This is a genomic window from Streptomyces sp. NPDC030245, from assembly GCF_055572995.1.
The window spans coordinates 596,978-619,041 of sequence record NZ_JBVICF010000005.1 but is presented as its reverse complement, the minus strand read 5'-3'; the positions used below and the strand labels follow the sequence as shown (position 1 = coordinate 619,041).

The 22,064-nt window shown below is 73.4% G+C and carries 19 protein-coding genes, 1 rRNA gene and 1 pseudogene; 15 read left to right on the top strand and 6 right to left on the bottom strand.

Annotated elements, in window-relative coordinates; all coding sequences use genetic code 11:
- From rrf to ACZ4Z4_RS17395, 3 genes and pseudogenes are all read left to right on the top strand, one after another.
- Positions 1 to 95 (top strand): 5S ribosomal RNA (rrf, locus tag ACZ4Z4_RS17405); the annotation flags it as partial.
- A gap of 248 nt (positions 96 to 343) precedes the next feature.
- Positions 344 to 1,114: pseudogene (locus ACZ4Z4_RS17400) on the top strand (hypothetical protein); the annotation flags it as partial.
- 177 nt (positions 1,115 to 1,291) lie between these two features.
- Positions 1,292 to 2,053, top strand: a complete 762-nt coding sequence (locus tag ACZ4Z4_RS17395; protein WP_468327712.1) for a tetratricopeptide repeat protein — start codon at positions 1,292 to 1,294, stop codon at positions 2,051 to 2,053.
- A gap of 73 nt (positions 2,054 to 2,126) precedes the next feature.
- Here ACZ4Z4_RS17395 and ACZ4Z4_RS17390 read toward each other — a convergent pair whose 3' ends face one another.
- The gene (locus ACZ4Z4_RS17390; protein ID WP_468327653.1) at positions 2,127 to 3,434 is read right to left on the bottom strand and encodes a DUF1015 family protein; all 1,308 of its coding nucleotides are present in this window, start codon (positions 3,432 to 3,434) and stop codon (positions 2,127 to 2,129) included.
- Between the two features lie 72 nt (positions 3,435 to 3,506).
- Between ACZ4Z4_RS17390 and ACZ4Z4_RS17385 the strand changes: the two genes are divergently transcribed.
- Complete coding sequence (locus tag ACZ4Z4_RS17385; protein ID WP_468327651.1) at positions 3,507 to 4,559, top strand: HAD hydrolase-like protein; 1,053 nt, start codon at positions 3,507 to 3,509, stop codon at positions 4,557 to 4,559.
- 95 nt (positions 4,560 to 4,654) lie between these two features.
- On the opposite strand, the gene ACZ4Z4_RS17380 is transcribed toward ACZ4Z4_RS17385, so the two are convergent.
- Positions 4,655 to 5,488 carry a siderophore-interacting protein gene (locus ACZ4Z4_RS17380; protein WP_468327649.1) on the bottom strand — a complete coding sequence of 278 codons (834 nt, stop codon included), beginning with the start codon at positions 5,486 to 5,488 and terminating at the stop codon, positions 4,655 to 4,657.
- A 101-nt stretch (positions 5,489 to 5,589) separates the two neighbouring features.
- Between ACZ4Z4_RS17380 and ACZ4Z4_RS17375 the strand changes: the two genes are divergently transcribed.
- The 3 genes from ACZ4Z4_RS17375 to ACZ4Z4_RS17365 are packed head-to-tail and all read left to right on the top strand — an operon-like array spanning position 5,590 to position 8,536.
- On the top strand, positions 5,590 to 6,633 hold the full coding sequence (locus ACZ4Z4_RS17375) for a FecCD family ABC transporter permease (RefSeq protein WP_468327647.1): 1,044 nt from the start codon (positions 5,590 to 5,592) through the stop codon (positions 6,631 to 6,633).
- Positions 6,630 to 7,658, top strand: a complete 1,029-nt coding sequence (locus ACZ4Z4_RS17370) for a FecCD family ABC transporter permease (RefSeq protein ID WP_468327645.1) — start codon at positions 6,630 to 6,632, stop codon at positions 7,656 to 7,658. The genes ACZ4Z4_RS17375 and ACZ4Z4_RS17370 overlap by 4 nt, the downstream gene beginning before the upstream one ends.
- Entirely contained in the window at positions 7,655 to 8,536 is an 882-nt protein-coding gene (locus ACZ4Z4_RS17365) for an ABC transporter ATP-binding protein (protein ID WP_468327643.1), read from the top strand. Before ACZ4Z4_RS17370 ends, ACZ4Z4_RS17365 begins: the two co-directional genes overlap by 4 nt.
- Here ACZ4Z4_RS17365 and ACZ4Z4_RS17360 read toward each other — a convergent pair.
- A complete protein-coding gene (locus ACZ4Z4_RS17360) occupies positions 8,520 to 8,867 on the bottom strand; it encodes an alkyl sulfatase C-terminal domain-containing protein (RefSeq protein ID WP_468327641.1) in 348 nt (115 codons plus the stop codon). The two genes, ACZ4Z4_RS17365 and ACZ4Z4_RS17360, sit on opposite strands and share 17 nt — an antisense overlap.
- Positions 8,868 to 8,909: 42 nt before the next feature.
- Between ACZ4Z4_RS17360 and ACZ4Z4_RS17355 the strand changes: the two genes are divergently transcribed.
- The 3 genes from ACZ4Z4_RS17355 to ACZ4Z4_RS17345 are packed head-to-tail and all read left to right on the top strand — an operon-like array spanning position 8,910 to position 10,964.
- Positions 8,910 to 9,224, top strand: coding sequence for a hypothetical protein (locus ACZ4Z4_RS17355; protein WP_468327639.1), 315 nt, complete (start codon positions 8,910 to 8,912; stop codon positions 9,222 to 9,224).
- A gap of 7 nt (positions 9,225 to 9,231) precedes the next feature.
- Positions 9,232 to 10,047: a TlyA family RNA methyltransferase gene (locus tag ACZ4Z4_RS17350; protein ID WP_468327637.1), complete on the top strand. Its 816-nt coding sequence runs from the start codon at positions 9,232 to 9,234 to the stop codon at positions 10,045 to 10,047.
- Positions 10,048 to 10,058: 11 nt separating this feature from the next.
- Positions 10,059 to 10,964, top strand: a complete 906-nt coding sequence (locus tag ACZ4Z4_RS17345) for an NAD kinase (protein WP_468327710.1) — start codon at positions 10,059 to 10,061, stop codon at positions 10,962 to 10,964.
- A gap of 91 nt (positions 10,965 to 11,055) precedes the next feature.
- Here the strand turns inward: ACZ4Z4_RS17345 and ACZ4Z4_RS17340 are convergent, their stop codons facing one another.
- Positions 11,056 to 12,411 carry an FtsX-like permease family protein gene (locus ACZ4Z4_RS17340; protein WP_468327635.1) on the bottom strand — a complete coding sequence of 452 codons (1,356 nt, stop codon included), beginning with the start codon at positions 12,409 to 12,411 and terminating at the stop codon, positions 11,056 to 11,058.
- Positions 12,412 to 12,634: 223 nt separating this feature from the next.
- On the opposite strand from ACZ4Z4_RS17340, the gene recN reads away from it, so the two are divergent.
- The 4 genes from recN to ACZ4Z4_RS17320 all read left to right on the top strand — a co-directional run bounded on the left by recN (position 12,635) and on the right by ACZ4Z4_RS17320 (position 16,789).
- Positions 12,635 to 14,374, top strand: coding sequence for a DNA repair protein RecN (recN, locus tag ACZ4Z4_RS17335; RefSeq protein ID WP_468327708.1), 1,740 nt, complete (start codon positions 12,635 to 12,637; stop codon positions 14,372 to 14,374).
- Between the two features lie 23 nt (positions 14,375 to 14,397).
- A complete protein-coding gene (locus ACZ4Z4_RS17330; RefSeq protein WP_468327633.1) occupies positions 14,398 to 15,177 on the top strand; it encodes a hypothetical protein in 780 nt (259 codons plus the stop codon).
- 143 nt (positions 15,178 to 15,320) lie between these two features.
- A complete protein-coding gene (locus ACZ4Z4_RS17325; RefSeq protein WP_468327631.1) occupies positions 15,321 to 15,485 on the top strand; it encodes a hypothetical protein in 165 nt (54 codons plus the stop codon).
- Between the two features lie 167 nt (positions 15,486 to 15,652).
- Positions 15,653 to 16,789 (top strand): glycosyltransferase family 4 protein, encoded by a 1,137-nt coding sequence (locus tag ACZ4Z4_RS17320; protein ID WP_468327629.1) that lies wholly within the window; start codon positions 15,653 to 15,655, stop codon positions 16,787 to 16,789.
- A 13-nt stretch (positions 16,790 to 16,802) separates the two neighbouring features.
- Here the strand turns inward: ACZ4Z4_RS17320 and ACZ4Z4_RS17315 are convergent, their stop codons facing one another.
- Positions 16,803 to 18,446: a PucR family transcriptional regulator gene (locus ACZ4Z4_RS17315; RefSeq protein WP_468327627.1), complete on the bottom strand. Its 1,644-nt coding sequence runs from the start codon at positions 18,444 to 18,446 to the stop codon at positions 16,803 to 16,805.
- A gap of 159 nt (positions 18,447 to 18,605) precedes the next feature.
- Between ACZ4Z4_RS17315 and ACZ4Z4_RS17310 the strand changes: the two genes are divergently transcribed.
- Positions 18,606 to 20,126 (top strand): APC family permease, encoded by a 1,521-nt coding sequence (locus tag ACZ4Z4_RS17310; RefSeq protein ID WP_468327625.1) that lies wholly within the window; start codon positions 18,606 to 18,608, stop codon positions 20,124 to 20,126.
- Between the two features lie 5 nt (positions 20,127 to 20,131).
- Here the strand turns inward: ACZ4Z4_RS17310 and ACZ4Z4_RS17305 are convergent, their stop codons facing one another.
- A complete protein-coding gene (locus ACZ4Z4_RS17305; protein ID WP_468327706.1) occupies positions 20,132 to 21,943 on the bottom strand; it encodes a glycoside hydrolase family 15 protein in 1,812 nt (603 codons plus the stop codon).
- Between the last annotated feature and the right edge of the window lie 121 nt (positions 21,944 to 22,064).

Here is a 22,064-nt window from a genome sequence, read left to right as displayed (position 1 = left end):
AAACGCCCGGTTACATTCCGAACCCGGAAGCTAAGCCTCATAGCGCCGATGGTACTGCAGGGGGGACCCTGTGGGAGAGTAGGACGCCGCCGAACAATTTTTGGAGGACCCTTGGTCCCAGCGTCCACGCTGGGACCAAGGGTCCTTTTGTTTTTGTCGAAGCGCGCCGGCCTCCAGGCTGCGCGAGAATGACTGCGGTACCGAAGACTAGGAGTCACCGATGTCCCCCAACTCTCCCGACGAGCGTCCGGAGCGCGAGCAGCGCGGCCGGGACGGTGGTGACCGGGGCGGATACCGCGGGGCTCCCCGTCGTGACAACAACCGTGGCGACCGTGGTGGTTTCCGCGGCCGCGACGACCGCCGCGACGGCAACCGTGGTGATAGCCGTGGCGACAACCGCAGTGGTGGCTACCGAGGTCGCGACGACAGCCGTGGCGACCGTCGCGAGGGGGACCGGGACCGCGGTGGGCGTCCCCCGTTCCGGCGTGACGACCGGCCGAGCAGTGGGCCGCGCCGTGACGACCGTGACCGTGGCGGCTTCCGTGGCCGGGACGACCGTCGTGACGGTGACCGTCCCGCCTTCCGCCGCGATGACCGGCGCGATGGCGACCGGCCCGCGTTCCGTCGTGACGACCGCAGGGACGATCGTCGTGACAACGACCGCGGCGACCGTGGCGGCTTCCGTCGCGACGACAACCGTGACAACCGTGGTGGCGGCTTCCGCGGGCGCGATGACCGCCGCGACGGGGACCGCGGTGGCTTCCGCCGCGACGACCGGCCGAGCAGTGGGCCGCGCCGTGACGACCGTGACCGTGGCGGCTTCCGTGGCCGGGACGATCGCCGTGACGGTGACCGTCCCGCCTTCCGCCGCGACGACCGGCGCGATGACCGCCGTGATGACCGGCGGGACAACGACCGTGGCGACCGTGGCGGCTTCCGTCGTGATGACCGTGACCGTGGTGGCTTCCGCGGCCGCGACGACCGCCGCGATGACCGTCGTGACGGTGACCGTGGTGGCTTCCGTCGCGACGACCGGCCGTACGAGCGTCGTGACGATCGTCGGGACGACCGGCGTGACGGTGACCGCGGTGGGTTCCGTGGTGGGCGTGACGACAACCGTGGTGGCGGTGGCTACCGGGGCCGTGACGACCGTGGGCGTGGACCGCGCCGTGACGACCGTGGCGGGCGCCCCGGTGGGTTCCGTGGGCGCGACGACCGGCGGGACGGCGACCGCGGTGGATACCGTGGTGGGCGCGACGACCGCGACCGTGACCGCGAGCCGATCAGGCGGCTGCCGATCCCCGAGGACGTCACCGGTCACGAGATCGACAAGGACGTACAGCAGGAGCTGCAGAGCCTTCCCAAGGGGCTTGCCGAGGACGTCGCCAAGAACCTGGTGATGGTCGCCAAGCTCATCGACGAGGACCCCGAGCAGGCCTACGCCTACTCGCGGATCGCCCTGCGGCTGGCCTCCAGGGTCGCCGCCGTGCGCGAGGCCGCCGGCTTCGCCGCGTACGCGAACCAGAAGTACAGCGAGGCGCTCGCCGAGTTCCGGGCGGCCCGGCGGATGACCGGCAGCGTCGAGCTGTGGCCCGTCATGGCGGACTGCGAGCGCGGCCTCGGCCGGCCCGAGAAGGCGCTGGAGATGGCGGGCGCGCCCGAGGTGCACAAGCTCGACAAGGCGGGGCAGGTCGAGATGCGGCTCGTCGCCGCCGGAGCCCGCCGCGACATGGACCAGATCGACGCGGCCATCGTGACCCTCCAGAGCCCCGAGCTGGCGTCGAACTCCGTGCAGCCCTGGACCGCGCGGCTGCGGTACGCGTACGCCGACGCGCTGCTCTCGGCCGGGCGCGAGGACGAGGCGCGGGAGTGGTTCGCGAAGGTCGTCGAGTCCGACAAGGACGGCAGCACCGACGCGTCGGACCGGCTCGCCGAGCTCGACGGCGTCGAGTTCGTGGACGCGCTGGGCGATGACGAGGACGCCGTGGAAGTGGTTGCCCCCGACGCCGACGGCCTCGACGACAGCGACATCGACGAGCGCGACAAGGACTGACGCGGGCAGTAGGCAGTAGGCAGGAAAGGGCGGGCTCCCTTGAAGGGGCCCGCCCTTTTTTGCGTACTGGCGGTCAGAACGTGAGGTCGCGCAGGACCAGGCCCGAAGCCGGCTTCGGGCCGAAGGACGTCGACTTGCGGGGCATCGTGACGCCCTGCCGGGCCAGCTCGCGGACCACCTCTTCGCGGACCGGGTGCATCAGGACCGCGGTGCCGCCGTCGCGCTCCGCCTTCTCGACCGTCGCCGCCGTGTCGTGGATGTACGCGATGTGCTCCGGGGTGTCGGGGATCCGCCACACGTGGTCGAGCAGGGTGGAGTGCAGGACCGTCGCGTCGAGGGTGCGCCAGGCCTCCGGGCGGTCGTCCGGGATCGTCCGGGCGAGGAGGTCCGGGGACGGATGGTGCACGAGGTGGAAGGCTCCGTCGCCCGCGAGGACGAAGGCGTTGCTCTTCGCCGCGGCCTCGGCCAAGGCTTCGAGGGCGTGGTCGAGCGGGCCCTCGACCGTACGTATGCGGAAGGAGTCACCGAGGGCCTGGAGAGCGTCGGCCACCGGCAGCCTGTGGAGGTAGCGGTGGATGGCACGGACTCGCAGCGGGTAGCGGGCGGTGTCCACCAGAAGGACGAGGCCGTAGTCCCAGGCGCTCGGTGACGGGTGCTCCGCGCGCAGGCGCAGATTGGTCGCCCAGCGGTGGTGGCCGTCCGCGATAAGGGCCTGGTGGTGGGCGAGGTCCGACCGGATCTCGGCGATCTCGGCGGGGTCCGTGACGGACCACAGGCGGTGGTGGAAGCCGTCCTCCGTAGTGGTCGACAGGAGAGGCTCGCGCAGGGCGGTCCGCTCGATGACGGCCATCGCGCCGCCGGCCTCGGGCCGCCCCGAGCCGTCCTCGTCGTCCCCGCTGTCACTGCGGTAGGTCAGGAGCAGCGGCTCCAGGTTGGCGGAGGTGGCCCGCATCAGGGCGGCGCGGTCCTCGACGACATGGGGCATGACGCCCTCATGCGGCAGGACGATGCCGTCCGCCGCCTCCGACAGGCGGAGCGCGCCGATGACGCCGCGCTGAAGGATGTCGCTGTCGCGCTGTTCGTAGACGTACAGGCTGGGCTCGGTGTCGGGGGCGAGGATGCCCTCGGCGAGCCAGGTGTGCAGGGTGTCCGCGGCCTGTTGGTTGCGGACGGCCGGGGTGGTGGCCTGGGGAAGGATCAGTCGGACGATGTTGTGCGGGTCGGCGGACTCCAGGTGCAGCAGGCCGTCCGGCCGTACGACCACGTCGTACGGCGGTGAGGTCACCGCGGCGAGACTGCCGACCCGTTCGGGGACATAGCGCACGCCCCGGAACGGGATCAGGTCGAGGCCGCTGTCGTCGGTGTGACCCGCTGTGTTCATTAGGGCATCGTATGTGTGTCAGTGGCATGAGCGATGATCGGGGGAGTGGGATCGAGCGAGGAGCGATGTGTAATGAGCCAGACCGCGGGCCGCAGTGCCGACAAGGCCGCGAGGACACGGCCGCAGGGCAGCGGTAGGGCGCTGAGTGAGGCCTACGACACGGCTCTGCTCGACCTGGACGGGGTGGTGTACGCGGGCGGCCGGGCCATCGCGCACGCGGTGGAGTCGCTGGGCACGGCGCGCGACGGCGGCATGCACCTCGCGTACGTCACGAACAACGCGCTGCGCACCCCGGACGCGGTGGCGGAGCATCTGACGGAGCTCGGGATCCCGACCGACGGCTCGGACGTCATCACGTCGGCGCAGGCGGCGGCCCGCCTGGTGAGCGAGCAGGTGCCCGAGGGGGCGCGGGTGCTGGTGATCGGCGGTGAGGGGCTGCGGGTCGCGCTGCGCGAGCGGGGGCTGGAGCCGGTCGAGTCGGCGGACGACGACCCGGTGGCGGTCGTGCAGGGGTACGGGGGGCCGGACCTGGCGTGGGGGCGCTTCGCGGAGGCCTGTTACGCGATCGCGCGCGGGGTGCCGTGGTTCGCTTCGAACACGGACCTGACGATCCCGAGCGCCCGCGGCATCGCGCCCGGCAACGGCGCGGCGGTCGAGGTCGTCCGGATCGCGACGGGCGCCGAGCCGCAGGTCGCGGGCAAGCCGCTGCCGCCGATGCACCGGGAGACGATCCTGCGGACCGGCGCCGAGCGGCCGCTGGTGGTGGGCGACCGGCTGGACACCGACATCGAGGGGGCGTTCGCCGGGGAGGTGGACTCGCTGCTCGTGCTGACCGGTGTCACGGACGGCGCGCAGCTGCTGGCCGCGCGGCCCGAGCACCGGCCGACGTACGTGGACGCGGATCTGCGCGGGATGCTCACCGGCCAGCCCGAAGTCGGCCCGGTGCAGGGCGGGTTCGGCTGCGGCGGGTGGACCGCCTCGGTGCGCGGCGAGGAGCTCGCGCTGGACGGCGAGGGCGAGGCCATGGACGGGCTGCGGGCGCTGTGCGCGGCGGCCTGGACGCAGGCCGGCGACGGCGTGTGCGAGCTGGACGCGGGGAAGGCGCTGTCCCGGCTGGGGCTGTGAGTCCGGGATGTGCGGCCCGGCGCGGGCCGTGACGGAAAGCGCCCGCTCAGGAGGAGGGTCCTGGCGGGCGCGGTACCGGTGCGGCGGTTTCGGTGTCAGGCTTCTTCGCCGCTGTCGATGAGCTGGTCCGTCGTCGTCCCCTTGCGCCAGTAGCCCGAGAACGACACCTTCTTGCGGTCGAAGCCGCGTTCGCCGACGAGGTGGCGGCGGACGGCCTTGACGGTGGAGGATTCGCCGGCGATCCAGGCGTAGGGGGTGCCTTCGGGAAGGTCCGCCCCGCGGATCGCGTCCGTGGTGGCGCCCTCGCGGGTGAGCCAGTGGATCTCCGCGTCGGCCGCGGTGGGCAGGTCCTGGCGGTCGGCGAGGTCGTGGACCTCGATCCAGACGCGGGTCGGCAGGCCCGCCGGCAGCTTCTCGAGGATGTTCGCGACGGCGGGCAGCGCCGACTCGTCGGCGGCGAGGAGCAGCCAGTCGGTCTCCTGCGGCAGGCGGAAGTCGTACGCCGCGTTCTCCTCCTCGACCGGGCCGAGGACGCCGATGCGGGCGCCGGGGCGCGCGGTCCTGGCCCAGCTGGTCGCCGGGCCGTCGGCGGGCGAGGGCGCCGGGTCGTGGACGGCGAAGTCGACGATCAGCTCGTCCGGGTCGCGGCGCAGCTGCCGGGTCGTGTACGTGCGCATGATGCCGCGCACCGACGGGTCGAGGGCGCACCACGCGGCGTACCAGGCGGCGGTGTCCCCGGAGTCGGTGTCGGGCATGACCGGGCTGTCCTGGCCGGGGTGCGGCAGGAAGATCTTGATGCGCTGGTCGGGGCCGCCCGCCGCCATGCCGGACAGGTCGGCGCCGCCGAGGACCACCCTGATCATGGCGGGGGTGACCTGCTCGGTGCGCAGCACCTGGACGTCGAAGTACTGGTACGGGGAGTCGGTCATCGCGGGGGCCTCGGGGTGCGCCGGGCTGCGTGCATGGGTGGTGCTTCTCTCGTCGGAGTCTCTCGTCGAAGGCGAGTGCGAGGGTAGGCTAACCTAACCCGGTGTTGGTCGACAGTCCCCCTGGAAGCCGCGCGGCGACCGCCCCCGCGCCCCCCGCACGCCGGGCGATACGCAGCGTCGGGCTGCTCGTCTCGGTGGCCGTCCTGCTGCTCGTCTTCCTGACGAGCGTCGCGGTCGGCGCCAAATCGATGTCCATGGACCAGGTCTGGCACGGACTGTTCCACGACACGGGGACGTATGCGGACGTCGTGGTCGGCGAGCGGCTCGCGCGCAGCCTGCTCGGGGTCCTCGCCGGAGTCGCCCTCGGCCTCTCCGGCGCCGTCCTCCAGGCGCTCACCCGCAACCCGCTGGCCGACCCCGGACTCCTCGGCATCAACCTCGGCGCCTCGGCCGCGGTCGTCAGCGCGATCAGCTTCTTCGGCGTCACCTCGCTGAGCGGCTACGTGTGGTTCGCGTTCGTGGGGGCGCTGCTCGTCGGCGTACTGCTCTACCTCCTCGGCGGCTCGCGCGGAGCGACCCCGGTGCGGCTCGCGCTGGCCGGCACCGCGCTCAGCGCGGCGCTCTACGGCTATCTGCAAGCCGTCATGATCATGGACGGTGCCGCGCTCAACAAGATGCGCTTCTGGACCGTCGGCTCCCTCGCCTCCGCCAACATGGACACCATCCAGCAGGTGCTGCCCTTCCTCGCGATCGGCACCGTGCTCGCCCTCGGCCTTGCCCGGCCGCTGAACGCCATGGCCATGGGCGACGACACCGCCCGCGCGCTCGGCGCCCACCTCACCCGCACGCGGATCCTGGCCATGGCGGCGGCGACGCTGCTGTGCGGGGCCGCGACCGCCGCCTGCGGGCCGATCGTGTTCGTCGGCCTGATGGTGCCGCACATCGTGCGCTCCTTCACCGGGCCCGACATGCGCTGGATCCTGCCGTACGCGGCCGTCCTCTCGCCGGTCCTGCTGCTCGGCGCGGACGTCGTCGGACGCGTCGTGACGCGGCCCTCGGAGCTCCAGGTGGGCATCGTGACCGCGGTCATCGGCGCGCCGGTCTTCATCTTCCTCGTACGCCGTCGGAAGGTGGCCCAGCTGTGAAGGCGATACGCACCAGGGGCGGCCTCTCCGTCCGGCTCGACGTCCGCACGGCCGTGGTCGTCACCCTCCTCGTCGTCGCCGCGCTCACCGCGAGCGTTGCCCTGATCGGCACCGGCGACTTCCCCATCCCGGCCGCCGACGTCGTCCGCACCCTCCTCGGCAACGGCGACGCCGGGCAGGAGTTCATCATCAACGACCTGCGGCTGCCGCGGGTCCTGGTCGGACTCCTGGTGGGCGCGGCCCTCGGGCTCGGCGGCGCGCTCTTCCAGTCCATCGCCCGCAACCCGCTGGGCAGCCCCGACGTGCTCGGCCTCGGCCAGGGCTCGACCGCCGGGGCGCTCACCATGATCGTCCTGTTCCAGGGCAGCGCGGCCGAGGTCGCGGGCGGCGCGCTCGTCGGCGGTCTCGTCACCGGCCTCGCCATCTATCTGCTCGCCTGGAAGCGCGGCGTGCACGGCTACCGTCTCGTCCTCGTCGGCATCGGCGTCTCCGCGTTCATCACGGCCATCAACGGCTATCTGCTCACCAAGGCGGACTTCGTCGACGCCGCCCGTTCCGTGGTCTGGATGACCGGCTCCCTCAACGGCCGCGACCGGGAGCAGGTGTGGCCGCTGCTCGTGCTCTGCGCCGTCCTCGTACCGCTCGTGCTCGTGTACGGGCGTCCGCTGCGGATGCTGGAGATGGGCGACGACGTCGCCAACTCCCTCGGCGTACGCGTCGAACGCACCCGGCTCGTCCTGCTGACGGCCTCCGTGCTGCTCACCGCGGCCGCCACCGCCGCCGCCGGACCGGTCAGCTTCGTCGCGCTCACCGCGCCGCAGCTGGCGCGCCGGCTCACGCGCTCGCCGGGCCCCAACCTCATGCCCGCCATGTTCATGGGCGCCACGCTCCTGATCGTCGCGGACTGGGCCTCGCAGCGGGCCTTCGGCGCGGACCAGCTGCCCGTCGGCGTCGTCACCGGCGTGCTCGGCGGCGTCTATCTGCTCTGGCTGCTCGTCACCCAGCGCAAGGCGGGCCGCATATGAAGTCCCGCCGCGACCCCGCCACGGACCCGAACCAGACCAAGAACCAGAAGCAGGAGCGTGCTGCTGTGAACCGGCTCGTCGCCGACGACGTCACCCTCGGCTATGACCAGCGCGTCATCGCGTCGAAGCTGTCCGTCGAGATCCCCGACAACTCCTTCACCGTGATCGTGGGCCCCAACGCCTGCGGCAAGTCCACCCTGCTGCGCGCCCTGTCCCGGATGCTCAAGCCGTCCGCGGGCCGGGTGCTGCTCGACGGGCACGTCATCCAGTCGATGCCCGCGAAGAAGGTCGCCAAGACGCTCGGCCTGCTGCCGCAGTCGTCCATCGCGCCCGACGGCATCACGGTCGGCGACCTCGTCGCCCGCGGCCGCTACCCCCACCAGGGGCTGCTGCGGCAGTGGTCGGAGGACGACGAGCGGATCGTCGACGAGTCGATGGCGGCGACCGGGGTGCGCGAACTCGCCGAGCGCTACGTCGACGAACTCTCCGGCGGTCAGCGCCAGCGCGTCTGGATCGCCATGGCACTCGCCCAGCAGACCCCGCTGCTGCTCCTCGACGAGCCGACGACCTTCCTCGACATCCAGCACCAGCTCGACGTCCTCGACCTCTGCGCCGAGCTCCACGAGGAGCAGGGCCGCACGCTCGTCGCCGTCCTGCACGACCTGAACCACGCCGCCCGCTACGCCACGCACCTCATCGCGCTGCGCGACGGCGCGGTGCTCGCCGAGGGCCCGCCGTCCGAGATCGTCACGGCGGAGCTGGTGGAGCAGGCCTTCGGGATCCAGTGCCGGGTCGTCGACGACCCGGAGACGGGGACCCCGCTGGTGATCCCGGCCGCCCGCGCCGGGCGGCGGGCCCCGGCTAAAGCAGCGACCTGAGCTTCAGCAGGTCCCGGAAGCCCGCCTCCAGGCGGACCCGGCCGGACGCCCAGGCCTTCGCGAAGTTGAGCTCGCCGCCCACCATCGACACCAGGTCGTCGCCCGTCATCGCGAGGCGGATCTGCGCCTTCTCGCGCGGCGGGCCCGGGTGGTCGTCGACCACCGTGATCCGGCCGTTCCCGAGACGGCCGGTGAAGGTGGCGTCGAGATCGGTGATGTGGCAGCTCAGCGAGCGGTCGAGGGCAGCGGCACCGCGCACGTCGCCGTCGGCGGACGCGAGCGTGTCCGAGAGTCTGTCGAGTGCGGTACGGCACTCCGCCATGGTCGCCATCGTGATCGACGGTACCCCAGGCCTTCGGGGTAGCGTCGTGCCATGAGCGACTCATACGCGGGCCCCGGGGAAGGGGAGGCGGTACGACCGGAGCTTCACGCTCCGGACGAGCCGTCGTACGACCCCGCGGCCCCCGCCCCCCTCGGCGTCGAGCGCACCCCCACCGGCAACGCCGAGGTGGACGCCTCGCTCGCCCGGCTCGGTGACGCCGACCACCTCGCCACGGACGGCCACATCGAGGTGTACGAGGATGTACACCGGGGCCTGCGGGACGCGCTGACCGCGCTCGACGCGCGCCCCGGCCCACCGGCACCCACCGGGGCGCCGCCATCATCCTCGTACGACAACAGGAGCTGAACCGAACGTGGCAGGAGTGGCACGACGCCGCCTCGACGCCGAGCTCGTCCGCAGGAAGCTCGCGCGCTCGCGCGAGCACGCGAGCCAGCTGATCGCCGCAGGCCGGGTCGCGGTCGGCAAGACCGTCGCGACCAAGGCGGCGACCCAGGTCGAGACGGCCGCCGCGATCGTGGTCTCGCAGGACGACAGCGACCCCGACTACGTGTCGCGCGGCGGGCACAAGCTCGCGGGCGCCCTCGCCGCCTTCGCGCCCCAGGGGCTCGTCGTCGAGGGGCGGCGCGCGCTGGACGCCGGCGCCTCCACCGGCGGCTTCACCGACGTGCTGCTGCGCGCGGGCGCCGCACACGTCGTCGCCGTCGACGTCGGCTACGGCCAGCTCGCGTGGTCGCTTCAGAGCGACGACCGGGTCACCGTGAAGGACCGCACGAACGTACGCGAGCTGACGCTCGAAGCCATCGACGACATCCCCGTCGACGTGGTCGTCGGGGATCTCTCCTTCATCCCGCTCGGCCTCGTGCTCCCCGCCCTCGTGCGGTGCGCGGCGCCCGACGCGGACCTCGTCCTGATGGTCAAACCGCAGTTCGAGGTGGGCAAGGAGCGGCTCGGCAGCGGTGGTGTGGTGCGCAGCGCCGAGCTGCGGGCCGACGCCGTGCGCAACGTGGCACGGCAGGCGTGGGGGCTCGGCCTCGGGGTGCGCGGCGTGACCGCGAGCCCGCTGCCCGGACCCTCCGGGAACGTCGAGTACTTTCTGTGGCTGCGCGCCGGGGCCGATGAGCTGGACCCGGCGGACGTTGACCGTGCCGTGGCGGAGGGGCCCCGTTGACCCAGACCCGAGTGACCCAGACCCGAGCTCGTACCGTCTTCCTGCTCGCGCACACCGGACGGCCCGCGGCCATCCGCAGCGCCGAGCTCGTCGTGCAGGGGCTGCTGCGCAGCGGCATCGGCGTGCGGGTCCTGGACGCGGAGGCGGTGGACCTGACGCTGCCCGCGGAGGTCCAGACGGTCGAGGAGGCCACCGCCGAGTGCATCGACGACTGCGAGCTGATCGTCGTCCTCGGCGGTGACGGGACGCTGCTGCGCGGCGCCGAGTTCGCCCGGGCGTCCGGGGTGCCGATGCTCGGGGTGAACCTCGGGCGCGTGGGCTTCCTCGCGGAGGCCGAGCGCGACGACCTCGACAAGGTCGTCGACCGGGTGGTCACCAGGGCGTACGAGGTCGAGGAGCGCATGACGATCGACGTCGTCGTGCACCGCAACGGCGACGTCGTGCACCGCGACTGGGCGCTGAACGAGGCGGCCGTGCAGAAGGTGTCGCCCGAGCGGATGCTGGAGGTCGTCCTGGAGATCGACGGGCGGCCCGTCACCGGCTTCGGCTGCGACGGCATCGTGTGCGCGACGCCGACCGGCTCGACGGCGTACGCGTTCTCCGCGGGCGGGCCCGTGGTGTGGCCGGAGGTCGAGGCGCTGCTCATGGTGCCGATCAGCGCGCACGCCCTGTTCGCCAAGCCCCTGGTGACCTCGCCGGACTCCGTGCTCGCCGTCGAGGTGCAGCCGGACACACCGCACGGGGTGCTGTGGTGCGACGGGCGCCGGACGCTGGAGCTGCCCTCCGGGGCGCGGGTGGAGGTGCGCAGGGGGGCGGTGCCGGTGCGGCTTGCGCGGCTGCACCATGCGTCGTTCACGGATCGGCTCGTCGCGAAGTTCGCGCTGCCGGTTTCGGGGTGGCGCGGGGCGCCCCACTAGGTCTCGCCGGGGGCGGTTGTGCGGTGCGGGTCGTGTGTGGCTGGGCGCGCAGTTCCCCGCGCCCCTTGGTTACCCTTCGCCCCCGGCGCTTTTACGTATTGCTCAGTACGGAGACTGCTCGTCTGCGCATCACTGCGCGTACCGGGACGCCCGTGGCCAGGAGCGTGAGGAGCAGCGTGCCTGTCGCCACTGCCGCCGGTACCGGCCACGGGAGGTACGGGACCGCCGAGCCGAACGCCGTGCTGAGGATCGGCGCCAGCGTGCCCAGTGCGATCGCCGTGCCCAGGAGCAGGGCCGTTCCCGCCACCACCACCGCCTCCCAGGCCGCCATCGCGCCCACCTGCCCCCGCCGGCTGCCGACGACCCGCAGCAGCGCCACGTCGCGGCGGCGTTCGAACGAGATCATGGCGAGGGTGTTCGCCGCGGCGATGGCGGCGAAGCCCGCGTACAGCCCCGTGCCCACGTAGTCGAGCCAGACCTCGCCCGCGCTGCCCGCGGATCCTGTGTGGTGCTGGGCCGTCGTGTGCATGCCGATCTTGGTGAGGCCGAAGCCCACGACCAGGACGAGGGGGACGACCGCGGCGGAGAAGCGGCGGGGCTGCGAGCGGACGTTGAGCATCGCCAGGCGTGCGCCGGGGCCGAACCGGCCGACGGCCGCCGAGACCAGCCAGGCCGCGGGGCCGATGAGGCGCGGGCCGAGCAGACCGGTGCCGACGCAGAAGAGGATGAGGACGAGGAAGGCGCCCTCGCCCGCCTCGCCCGCGGGCTGCTCCGACAGGAGCACGGAGACGAAGCAGGCCCCCGCCACCGCGAGCACGCCGAGCGGCGCCCGCAGGATGCCGAGCCCGCGGCGGCCCGTGGCGGCCTCGCTCAGGGCGCGGGCCGGGCGCAGCAGCGAGAACCGCAGGGCGGACAGGAGCGCGGCGACGGCCGTCGTCACCACGGCCACGCCGACGCACACCGGCAGGGCGAGCCAGCTGAAGCGGAAGCCGGCCTCGGCGGGCAGCAGCCCGTGGTCGACCATGCCGGCGTGCCACCACCGGGCCGCGAAGCCGCCGAGCACGAAGCCGGCGAGCGCGGCGGGGACCGACGCGGCGAGGGCCTGGACGGCCACCGCGCGGCGGACCTGGCGGGGCCTGGCGCCGATGGAACGCACCAGCGCGAGCTCGCGGTGCTGCTGCGCGACGGCCGTGCCCATCGTCGAGACGACCACGAAAATCGACATGTAGATGGAGCCGATCAGGAGGACGACCGCCATGTCGCCCACGCCGTTCTCCGCGATCTGCCTGCGGGCCGGTGCGGAGAGCCCGGCGCGGTCGGTGCTCGTCGTGCCGAGCATCATCGTCGACGCGCTCACCACGGTCGCCGCGAAGAGCGCGGCCACCCCCGTGCCCACAAATGCCGGGCGGTGCGCGCGCAGCGCCGCCCGTGCCAGTCCTGTCGTCATGTGGATCATGGTCGCCGCGGGTGTGGGCGCGGAGCCATGCGGCGAGCTGGTGGATCTTGCTGGGGATAACCCCACCCCCCACTCCAGCAGGTGCCCACCCCCACTCCAGCGGGTGACAGCGGCCGCGGATGCGCCGTTTCGACCTGCGCCTTCGCGGCCGGAGGCCAGGGCCCGTCGCACACCGGGCCTCAGACCTCGTAAGGTCGTGTCCGTGTTGGAGGAGATGCGGATACGGTCGCTCGGAGTCATCGACGACGCGGTCGTCGAGCTGTCGCCGGGCTTCACCGCCGTGACGGGTGAGACCGGTGCGGGCAAGACGATGGTGGTCACCAGCCTTGGCCTGCTGCTCGGCGGCCGTGCGGATCCCGCCCTGGTGCGGATCGGCGCGAAGTCGGCGGTGGTGGAGGGGCGCCTCGCCGTGCCCGCCGACGCCGCGGCGGTGGTGCGTGCCGAGGAGGCCGGGGCCGAACTCGACGACGGGGCGCTGCTCATCAGCAGGACCGTCTCGGCGGAAGGGCGCTCGCGGGCGCACCTCGGGGGCCGCTCGGTGCCGGTCGGGCTGCTCTCCGAACTCGCCGACGACCTCGTCGCCGTGCACGGCCAGACCGACCAGCAGGGTCTGCTCAAGCCCGCCCGGCAGCGCGCCGCCCTCGACCGGTACGCGGGCGACGCGGTCTCGGTGCCGCTCGCCAAGTACACGGCCGCCTACCGCAGGCTGCGGGCCGTCACCACCGAGGTCGAGGAGATCACCACGCGCGCGCGGGAGCGCGCCCAGGAAGCGGATCTGCTCCGCTTCGGCCTCGACGAGATCGCGGGGGTCGAGCCGCGCGCGGGCGAGGACGTCGAACTCGCGGCCGAGGCCGAGCGGCTCGGCCACGCGGAGGCCCTCGCCTCCGCCGCCACCGCCGCGCACGCCGCGCTCGCGGGCAACCCCGAGGACCCCGAGGTCGTCGACGCCTCGACGCTGGTCGCGGGCGCCTCACGGGCCCTCGAAGCCGTCCGCTCCCACGATCCCGCCCTGTCCGCCCTCGCCGACCGCCTCGGCGAGATCGGGATCCTGCTCGGCGACGTGGCGGGCGAGCTCGCCGGATACGCCGACGACCTGGACGCCGACCCGCTGCGGCTCTCCGCCGTCGAGGAGCGCAGGGCCGCGCTGACCCAGCTCACCCGGAAGTACGGCGCGGACATCGACGCCGTGCTCGCCTGGGCCGAGCAGGGCGCGGCGCGCCTCACCGAACTGGAGGGCGACGACGACCGGTTGGCGGAGCTGACCGCCGAACGGGACGCGCTGCGCGCCGAACTCGCCGGGCTCGCCCAGGCGCTGACCGACGCGCGGCAGGAGGCGGCGTCGCGGTTCGCCGCGGCCGTCACCGAGGAGCTCGCCTCGCTGGCGATGCCGCACGCGCGCGTGTCGATCGCCATCAGCAGCACGGAGGTGCCCGAGGGGTCCGACGGCGTGGAGGTCGGGGGCCGCACCGTGGCGTACGGTCCCGCGGGCGTCGACGAGGTCGAGCTGCTCCTCGCCCCGCACCCGGGCGCCCCGCCCCGGCCCATCGCCAAGGGCGCGTCGGGCGGTGAGCTGTCGCGTGTGATGCTCGCCGTCGAGGTGGTCTTCGCGGGCACGGACCCGGTGCCCACGTACCTTTTCGACGAGGTCGACGCGGGCGTCGGCGGCAAGGCGGCCGTCGAGATCGGCCGGCGCCTGGCACGCCTCGCCAAGTCGGCGCAGGTCGTGGTCGTCACGCACCTCCCGCAGGTCGCGGCGTTCGCCGACCGTCAGTTGCTCGTCGAGAAGACGAACGACGGGATGGTGACCCGCTCCGGGGTCCAGGTCCTTGAGGGCGAGGCGCGGGTGCGGGAGCTGTCGCGGATGCTGGCGGGCCAGGAGGACTCCGAGACGGCCCGTGCGCACGCGGAGGAGCTGCTTGCCACGGCCCGGGGCGACGGCCGGATCGCCCGCTGAGCGGCCGGACGTAGGGTGATCGCATGATCGAATCCGAGTCCGGCCGACGGCTCGGCGCGCTGGTCGCCGCCGCCGTCGTCACCCGTGCCGCGAGTGCCGCGCTGCGCTCGCGCGCGCCCGGCGGGGCCGCCCGGTGGACGCGGCGGAACTACGCGGGACAGAGCGTCGAGCTGTACGCCGGGCCCGCTGCCGCCGTCGGCGCCGCGGCCGGTGCCGCCGTGCTGCCCGCCCGTCCGCGGGCGGCCGCCGCCCTGGCCGTGCTCGCGGCCGGTGCCTGCGGGGCGTACGACGACATGGTGGGAGCCGGAGACCCGCGCCGCGGGTTCCGCGCGCACCTGGGCGCGCTGCGCGGCGGCGAGGTCACCAGCGGCGCCGTGAAGCTGTTCGGCATCGCGACGGCGGGGCTCGCCGCCGGGGCACTGCTCAAGGAGCGTCCCGTGGACAAGGTCCTCGCGGGCGTGGTGATCGCCGGGTCCGCGCACTTCGTGAACCTCGTCGACGTGCGGCCGGGACGGGCCTGCGCGACCGTGCTCGCCCTCGCCGGGCCGGGGCTGCTGCGCAAGGGGCCGGGCGCGGTCGTCGCCGCCGCGTCCATGGGGGCCGCGGCAGCCGTGCTCCCCGACGACATCGCCGAGCGCGCGATGACCGGCGACACCGGCGCACACGCGCTGGGCGCGGCCCTCGGCACCGCCGTCGCCGCGGGCAACGGCCGTTTGGGCCTGGCCCTGCACGCCGCGGCGCTGGTGGCCGCGGCGGTGTACGGGGACGGGCTCAGCCGGGCGGCGGGGGCGGAGCTCGGCTGATCCGGGAACCGAAGTACGGACGGGCGAGGTGTGGCAGCCGTCCGGCGCCGCGGCCGTCGTGCCGCTCGAAGCCGGCGTCTGGCTGTCCATGGCCTTTCCGCGCGTCCAGTTGCCCGTGCCCGTGACGGGTGGCATGCCCGAAGGTGCCCACCGGCGACGATCCGCTGCCGCCGTATCCCTTCCGGCTGTTCACGCCCGACCGGCGGGTGTTCCTCAGTACGCCGGCGCGGTTGCCCGCCGTCCGCGAGCCCTGGCTGTGCGAATTTCACGACCGTTTCCAGCACGGTCCGTACGCGTGTCCGTTCTGAGCGCCATCACCCATGTGGGTGATCCCGTCCGCTGAGTTGCCCGTCCAAATGCGGAAGTGACCTTTCGGCAGTGCCGGAACGCCCGTACGGACTGGCATCCTTGGCGCAGCATCTGCCCGAGTACCAGTCCGAGCACCGCCCGACGCAGACCCAGGAGCCCCGGCCACGTGAGCCACGTGAGCAGCCACTCGCCGCACGGACAGACGCCGCTGCACACCGTTCAAGTTCTCGGCGGGGGCAGCGCGGGCAGCAGCGCGCACGTCAGGTCACTGGCCGCGGGGCTCACCGCCAGGGGCGTGCGAGTCACGGTGTGCGCCCCCGAAGAGGCCGCCCGCACCTACGACCTCACAGGAACCGGCGCCCGGCACGTCCCCGTGCCCCGCAGCGGCGACCCCGCCGCCGTGGCCGCTCTCCGCGCGGCCTGCGCCGACGCCGACCTCGTCCACGCGCACGGACTGCACGCCGCCCTCCGCGCCGCCCTCGCCCTCACCGGGCGCCGCACCCCGCTCGTCGTCACCTGGCACACCCGTGCCCACGCCGAGGGAGCGCGCGCCCGCCTCCTGCGCCTCCTGGAGCGGCGCGTCGCGAAGGCCGCGGCCGTCGTCCTCGGGACCTCGTCCGACCTCGTCGACCGGGCCCGCAGCAGGGGCGCGCGCGACGCCCGCCTCGCGCCCATCGCCCTGCCCGCGCCGCGCCGCCCGGAACCGACGGACGAGACCGACTCCCTGTTCCACAAGGCCCGCGCCGAACTCGGCGCCGTGGAGCGCCCGTTGATCCTGGCCGTCGGCGCCCTCGAACAGAACCGTGGATACGACGTACTCCTGGACGCCACGCGCGCGTGGCGGCACCTGGACCCGCTGCCGCTCCTCGTCGTCGCGGGGGAGGGGCCCGCACGGGCCGCCCTCCAGCGCCGCATCGAGGAGGAGCAGCTCCCGGCCCGCCTCGTCGGACGGCGCGACGACGTCCCCGAACTCCTCGCGGCCGCCGACCTCGCGGTGCTGCCCAGCAGTTGGGAGTCCCGCTCCGTACTCGTCCAGGAAGCCCTCCACGCGCGCGTGCCGCTCGTGGCGCCCGCGGTCGGCGGCGTGCCCGAACTGGTCGGCGACGCGGCGGAACTCGTCGCGTACGGCGACGCGGAGGCCCTCGCCACCGCGGTCGTACGCCTCCTCGCCGACCCCGTCCGCCGGGCGGAGCTGAAGGACCGGGGCGCGGCCCAAGCGGCCACCTGGCCGACCGAGGACGACACGGTCACCCAAGTCCTCAGCGTCTACGACGAGTTGACCCAGCCCCAGCCGTACAGCTGACCGCGCCGCGGGGTCACGCCACGTGCCTGCGCGCCCGCAGCGCCAGGCTCAGCGCGAGCACCGTCTGCGGGTCGTCGAGATCGGTGCCGAGGAGCTCGCTGATCCGGGCGAGCCGGTTGTAGAGGGTCTGGCGGTTGAGATGCAGCTCGCGGGCGGTCTCCGCCTTGCGGCCCGCGTGCGCCAGATACGTTTGCAGCGTGGGCAGCAGCGGCGGCTTCGACCGCTCGTCGTGGGCGCGCAGCGGGCCGATCGCCCGGTCCACGAACGCCGCGAGGACCCCGTCCTCGTCATGCCGGTGCAGCCGCCACAGCAGCAGGTCGATGTCGAGGCGCCGCGCGTCGTACCAAGGGCGGTCGGAGAGCCCCTGCGCGGCCGTCGCCGTCTCCGCCGCGTGCCGCAGCCCCGCCGACGCCGCCGCCCAGCCGCCCGCGACCCCGACCACCACGACCGGCGGCTGCGCCCCGGGCCGCCGCATCCCGGCCCGCTCGACCCCGGCCCGCAGCGCGGCGGCGACCCGGTCGGCGACCGCGGTCCGCTCGGACTCCGACCGCAGCCCGAGCAGCACCGGCACACGGCCCTCCACGGGACGCACACCGAGCAGCGCGGGCACCCCCACCGACGCCAGCTCCTCCGCGACCGCCCGCGCGAGCACCGCCCAGCCGCCGCCGGTCGGCAGCCCGTCCGCGAGCCGCATCACCACCGGCAGGAGCGGGCTGTCGGCCGACCCCGGCTTGAAACCGAGGACGCGCGCCTGCGCGGGGGCGTCCTCGGCGGCGATCCGGCCCTCCGCGAGGTCGGTCAGGAAGTCGCCCCGGCCGCGCGCCGCGAGCTCCTCCTCCTGGCGGGCCTGCATCAGCACCACCGCGAGGCTGCTCGCCGCCCGCTCCGCCGCGATGCGGTGCACCGGCAGCGGCGCCGACTCCACGGCGAGCAGCACGAGCCGGGCCCGCACCGAACCGCCGCCGGGGCCGCCGCCCGGCACGTCCACGATGACCGCGCTCGCGGGCGGCCCCTCCCGGTCGACGGCACGGCCCCGCAGCCCCTCCCACACCTGGAGCGGATCCGCGCACTCGGTGCCCGCCCCGGCGGCGTACAGGAGCTGCCCGTCCGCCGTCTCCAGGAACACCGGATTGCCGCTGAACTCCGCGAGGACGGCGAGGACCTGCGGTATGCCGCCCCCGCCGAGCAGCGCCTCCGTGCAGCGCCGGTGGACCTCCTCGGCCCGCCGCAGCAGCGCGTAGTGGCCGTTGACGATCTCGGTGTGCACCTCTTCGGTGACCGTCACGAACGGCACCTCGCGGTGCAGCTGCACCAGCGGGAGGCCGGCCGCCCGCGCGGTCTCCACGATCGCCGCGGGCAGCCGCGTGAAGCGCGGCCCGAGCTCGACGACGAGCGCCGCGATGCCCCGCTCGGCGAGCTTGCGCACGAAGGCGCGCTGCTCGGCCGGGCGCGCGCCGAGCCCGAGCCCCGTGGTGAGCAGCAGCTCGCCGCCCTTGAGCAGCGAGGCGATGTTGGGCACCTCGCCCGCGTGCACCCACCGCACCGTCCGGTGCAGCCGCTCCGCGCCCGCCACGATCTCGGGGAGCCCACCGCGCAGCCCCGGAAGTTCCAGCGCGCGCTGCACGGTGATGCCGCCCTGAGTGCCCTGACTGTCCATGGCGCGGACGCTACCGCCGCGCCCGTCCGCGGCACATCTCCGGCCGATCACGGCGCAGGCCGCCGACCCTCGCGGCCCGACAACTCGTCGTGCCCGCGCGGCAATTACGCGACCCTCTGCCGGTTGTGGCGTACGTCACTCGACGGCAGGGTGCCCGCCATGCCAGAGCAACCCAGCACACCCGAGGTCCACCGTCTCAAAGCGAACTCCGTCGGGGTCGTCGGCGTCGTCTTCATGGCGGTCGCCACCGCGGCGCCCATCACGGCGATGACCGGCAACCTCCCGATAGCCGTCGGCGCGGGCAACGGCACCGGAGCCCCCGCCGGCTACCTCTTCGCGACGCTCGTCCTGACGGTCTTCTCCGTCGGATACGTCGCCATGGCCAAGCGGATCACCGCCGCGGGCGCCTTCTACGGCTACATCTCGCACGGCCTCGGCCGCATCGCCGGCATGGCGTCGGGAATGCTCGCCGTCCTCGCCTACATCGTCTTCGAGGCGTCCATCGTGGGCGTCTTCGCGTACTTCGCGCAGACCACCGTCCTCGACCAGCTGGGCGTCGACCTGCCGTGGGTGCTGTACGCGGCCGTGATGCTCGCGGCGACCGCGGTCCTGTCGTACTTCGACATCAACCTCACCGCGAAGGCGCTCGGCGTGATGCTCGTCGCGGAGATCGCCGTCCTCTTCGCGGTGGCCACGGCCGTCCTGGTGCACGGCGGGGGCCCCGACGGCATCCCCGTCGAGCCGGTCGACCCGAGGAACGCGTTCACCGGCACCTCCGCCGGGCTCGGCCTGTTCTTCGCCTTCTGGTCGTGGGTCGGCTTCGAGTCGACCGCGATGTACGGCGAGGAGTCCCGCGACCCCAAACGCGTCATCCCGCGCGCCACACTCGTCTCCGTCGTCGGCGTCGGCCTCTTCTACATCTACGTCTCCTGGATGACCATCGCGGGCAGCGGCCTGAGCGGCTCGGTCGAGGTCTCCCGGTCGGCGGGCCCGCTCGACCTGTTCTTCGACCCGGCGCACCGCTTCATCGGCGCCTGGGCGGTCGACACCTTCCAGTGGCTGCTCATCACGGGCTCGTTCGCCTGCGGCATGGCCTTCCACCAGTGCGCGTCGCGCTATCTGTACGCGATCGGCCGGGAGGGCTTCCTGCACCCCGCGCTCGGCCGGACCCACCCCGCGCACGGCTCGCCGTACATCGCCTCGTACGTCCAGTCCGTCATCGCCGTCGCCCTCGTGGCCGCCTTCTGGCTCACCGGACAGGACCCGTACATCCACCTGTACACGCTGCTCGCGATCCTCGGCACGATGGCGATCCTCATCGTCCAGACGCTCTGCTCCTTCGCGGTGATCGGCTACTTCCGGCGCAACCACCCCGAGGACCGGCACTGGTTCAGGACGTTCCTCGCGCCGCTCCTGGGCGGCCTCGGCATGATCGCCGTCGTCGTCCTGCTGGTGATCAACATGGACACCGCGGCGGGCTCGGCGGCCGGCTCGCTCCTGTTCGAGGCCATCCCCTGGATCGTCGGCCTGGTCTTCCTCGGGGGCCTCGGGCTCGGCCTGTACCTGCGGGTCAGGCACCCGCGGCGCTACGAGATCATCGGCCGCATCGTCCTGGAGGACGTGGCCGAACGCACGGACGGCGACGGGCAGCGGCCCGTCGCCGTCCGGAGCCGGAGCTGACGGCCCTAGCCGCCGTACGCCCCCGACGCCGTCAGCCGCAGCGCCGTGTCGATCAGCGGCACGTGGCTGAACGCCTGCGGGAAGTTGCCCACCTGGCGCTGGAGCTTGGAGTCCCATTCCTCGGCGAGGAGCCCCAGGTCGTTGCGGAGCGCCAGGAGCTTCTCGAAGAGCTTGCGGGCCTCGTCGACCCGGCCGATCATCGCGAGGTCGTCGGCCATCCAGAACGAGCAGGCCAAGAAGGCCCCCTCGTCACCCTCCAGGCCGTCCAGGTTCTCCTCGTCGTCGGCCGTGGGGTAGCGCAGGATGAAGCCGTCCGGCGTCGAGAGCTCCCGCTGGATCGCCTCGATCGTGCCGATGACCCGCTTGTCGTCGGGCGGCAGGAAGCCCATCTGCGGAATCAGCAGCAGCGAGGCGTCCAGCTCCTTCGAGCCGTACGACTGCGTGAAGGTGTTCCGCTCCTTGTCGTAGCCCTTCTCGCAGACGTCCCGGTGGATGTCGTCGCGCAGCTCGCGCCACTTCTCCAGCGGGCCGTCCGCGTCACCGGACTCGATGAGCTTGATGGTGCGGTCCACGGCGACCCAGGCCATCACCTTCGAGTGCACGAAGTGGCGGCGCGGGCCGCGCACCTCCCAGATGCCCTCGTCCGGCTCGTTCCAGTGGTCCTCCAGGTAGCGGATCAGCTTGAGCTGGAGGAGTGAGGCGTAGTCGTTGCGGGCCAGGCCGGTCATGTGGGCCAGGTGGAGGGCCTCGGTGACCTCGCCGTACACGTCGAGCTGTAGCTGGCCCGCCGCGCCGTTGCCCGCCCGGACCGGCTGCGAGCCCTCGTACCCCGGCAGCCAGTCCAGCTCCGTCTCGCCGAGCTCGCGCTCGCCCGCGATGCCGTACATGATCTGAAGGTTCTCCGGGTCGCCCGCCACCGCGCGCAGCAGCCACTCGCGCCAGGCGCGGGCCTCCTCGCGGTAGCCCGTGCGCAGCAGCGACGAGAGCGTGATCGCGGCGTCGCGCAGCCAGGTGAAGCGGTAGTCCCAGTTCCGCGAGCCTCCGACGTCCTCGGGCAGTGAGGTGGTGGGGGCCGCGACGATTCCGCCGGTCGGCGCGTACGTCAGCGCCTTGAGCGTGATCAGCGAGCGGATCACGGCCTCGCGGTACGGGCCGTGGTACGTGCAGTGGTCGACCCACTCCCGCCAGAAGTCCTCCGTCGCGGTGAGCGCCGCCTCGGGCTCCGCGAGCGCGGGCTGCTCCTTGTGCGAGGGCTGCCACGAGATGGTGAACGCGATCCGCTCACCCGGCGAGACCGTGAAGTCGGCGTAGGTGGTGAGGTCCTTGCCGTAGGTCTCGGCGGTGGTGTCCAGCCAGACCGAGTCGGGGCCCGCGACGGCCACCGTGCGCCCGTCGAACTTGTGTACCCAGGGCACCACGCGGCCGTAGCTGAACCGCATCCGCAGGGCCGAGTGCATCGGCACCCGGCCGGTGACGCCCTCGACGATCCGCACCAGCTGCGGTGAGTCGCTGCCGCGCGGCGGCATGAAATCGATCACGCGGACCGTGCCGCGTGGCGTGTCCCACTCGGATTCCAGCACCAGTGAATCGCCGCGGTAGGTACGGCGCGCGGCAGTGGGTGGCTGCGCGTCCGGGCCGTACGCGGGCCCGAGGCGCCAGAAGCCGTGCTCCTCGGTGCCCAACAGGCCGGCGAAAACGGCGTGGGAGTCGAAGCGGGGCAGGCACAGCCAGTCGACTGTGCCGTCCCGGCAGACCAGGGCGGCGGTCTGCATGTCTCCGATGAGTGCGTAGTCCTCGATGCGCCCGGCCACGTCTATCTCCAGTCGAACGGCCACGTTCGCCCCGCGGGGCGCTTACAGATCAGGGATCAAGTGATCGTTGCCGAGCGCTTGTTCCGGGTGCAAGGCGGGATGATGCCGTGTGCCGGATGGGCTCGGC

Bases quoted from the DNA above. Each gene is read 5' to 3' on its own strand.
- ACZ4Z4_RS17385 (WP_468327651.1), top strand. From the start codon at position 3,507: ATGAGCCAGACCGCGGGCCGCAGTGCCGACAAGGCCGCGAGGACACGG.
- ACZ4Z4_RS17365 (WP_468327643.1), top strand. From the start codon at position 7,655: ATGAAGTCCCGCCGCGACCCCGCCACGGACCCGAACCAGACCAAGAAC.
- ACZ4Z4_RS17315 (WP_468327627.1), bottom strand. From the start codon at position 18,446: ATGGACAGTCAGGGCACTCAGGGCGGCATCACCGTGCAGCGCGCGCTG.
- ACZ4Z4_RS17390 (WP_468327653.1), bottom strand. From the start codon at position 3,434: ATGAACACAGCGGGTCACACCGACGACAGCGGCCTCGACCTGATCCCG.
- ACZ4Z4_RS17380 (WP_468327649.1), bottom strand. From the start codon at position 5,488: ATGACCGACTCCCCGTACCAGTACTTCGACGTCCAGGTGCTGCGCACC.
- ACZ4Z4_RS17340 (WP_468327635.1), bottom strand. From the start codon at position 12,411: ATGACGACAGGACTGGCACGGGCGGCGCTGCGCGCGCACCGCCCGGCA.
- ACZ4Z4_RS17310 (WP_468327625.1), top strand. From the start codon at position 18,606: ATGCCAGAGCAACCCAGCACACCCGAGGTCCACCGTCTCAAAGCGAAC.
- ACZ4Z4_RS17355 (WP_468327639.1), top strand. From the start codon at position 8,910: ATGAGCGACTCATACGCGGGCCCCGGGGAAGGGGAGGCGGTACGACCG.
- ACZ4Z4_RS17330 (WP_468327633.1), top strand. From the start codon at position 14,398: ATGATCGAATCCGAGTCCGGCCGACGGCTCGGCGCGCTGGTCGCCGCC.
- ACZ4Z4_RS17360 (WP_468327641.1), bottom strand. From the start codon at position 8,867: ATGGCGACCATGGCGGAGTGCCGTACCGCACTCGACAGACTCTCGGAC.
- recN (WP_468327708.1), top strand. From the start codon at position 12,635: ATGCGGATACGGTCGCTCGGAGTCATCGACGACGCGGTCGTCGAGCTG.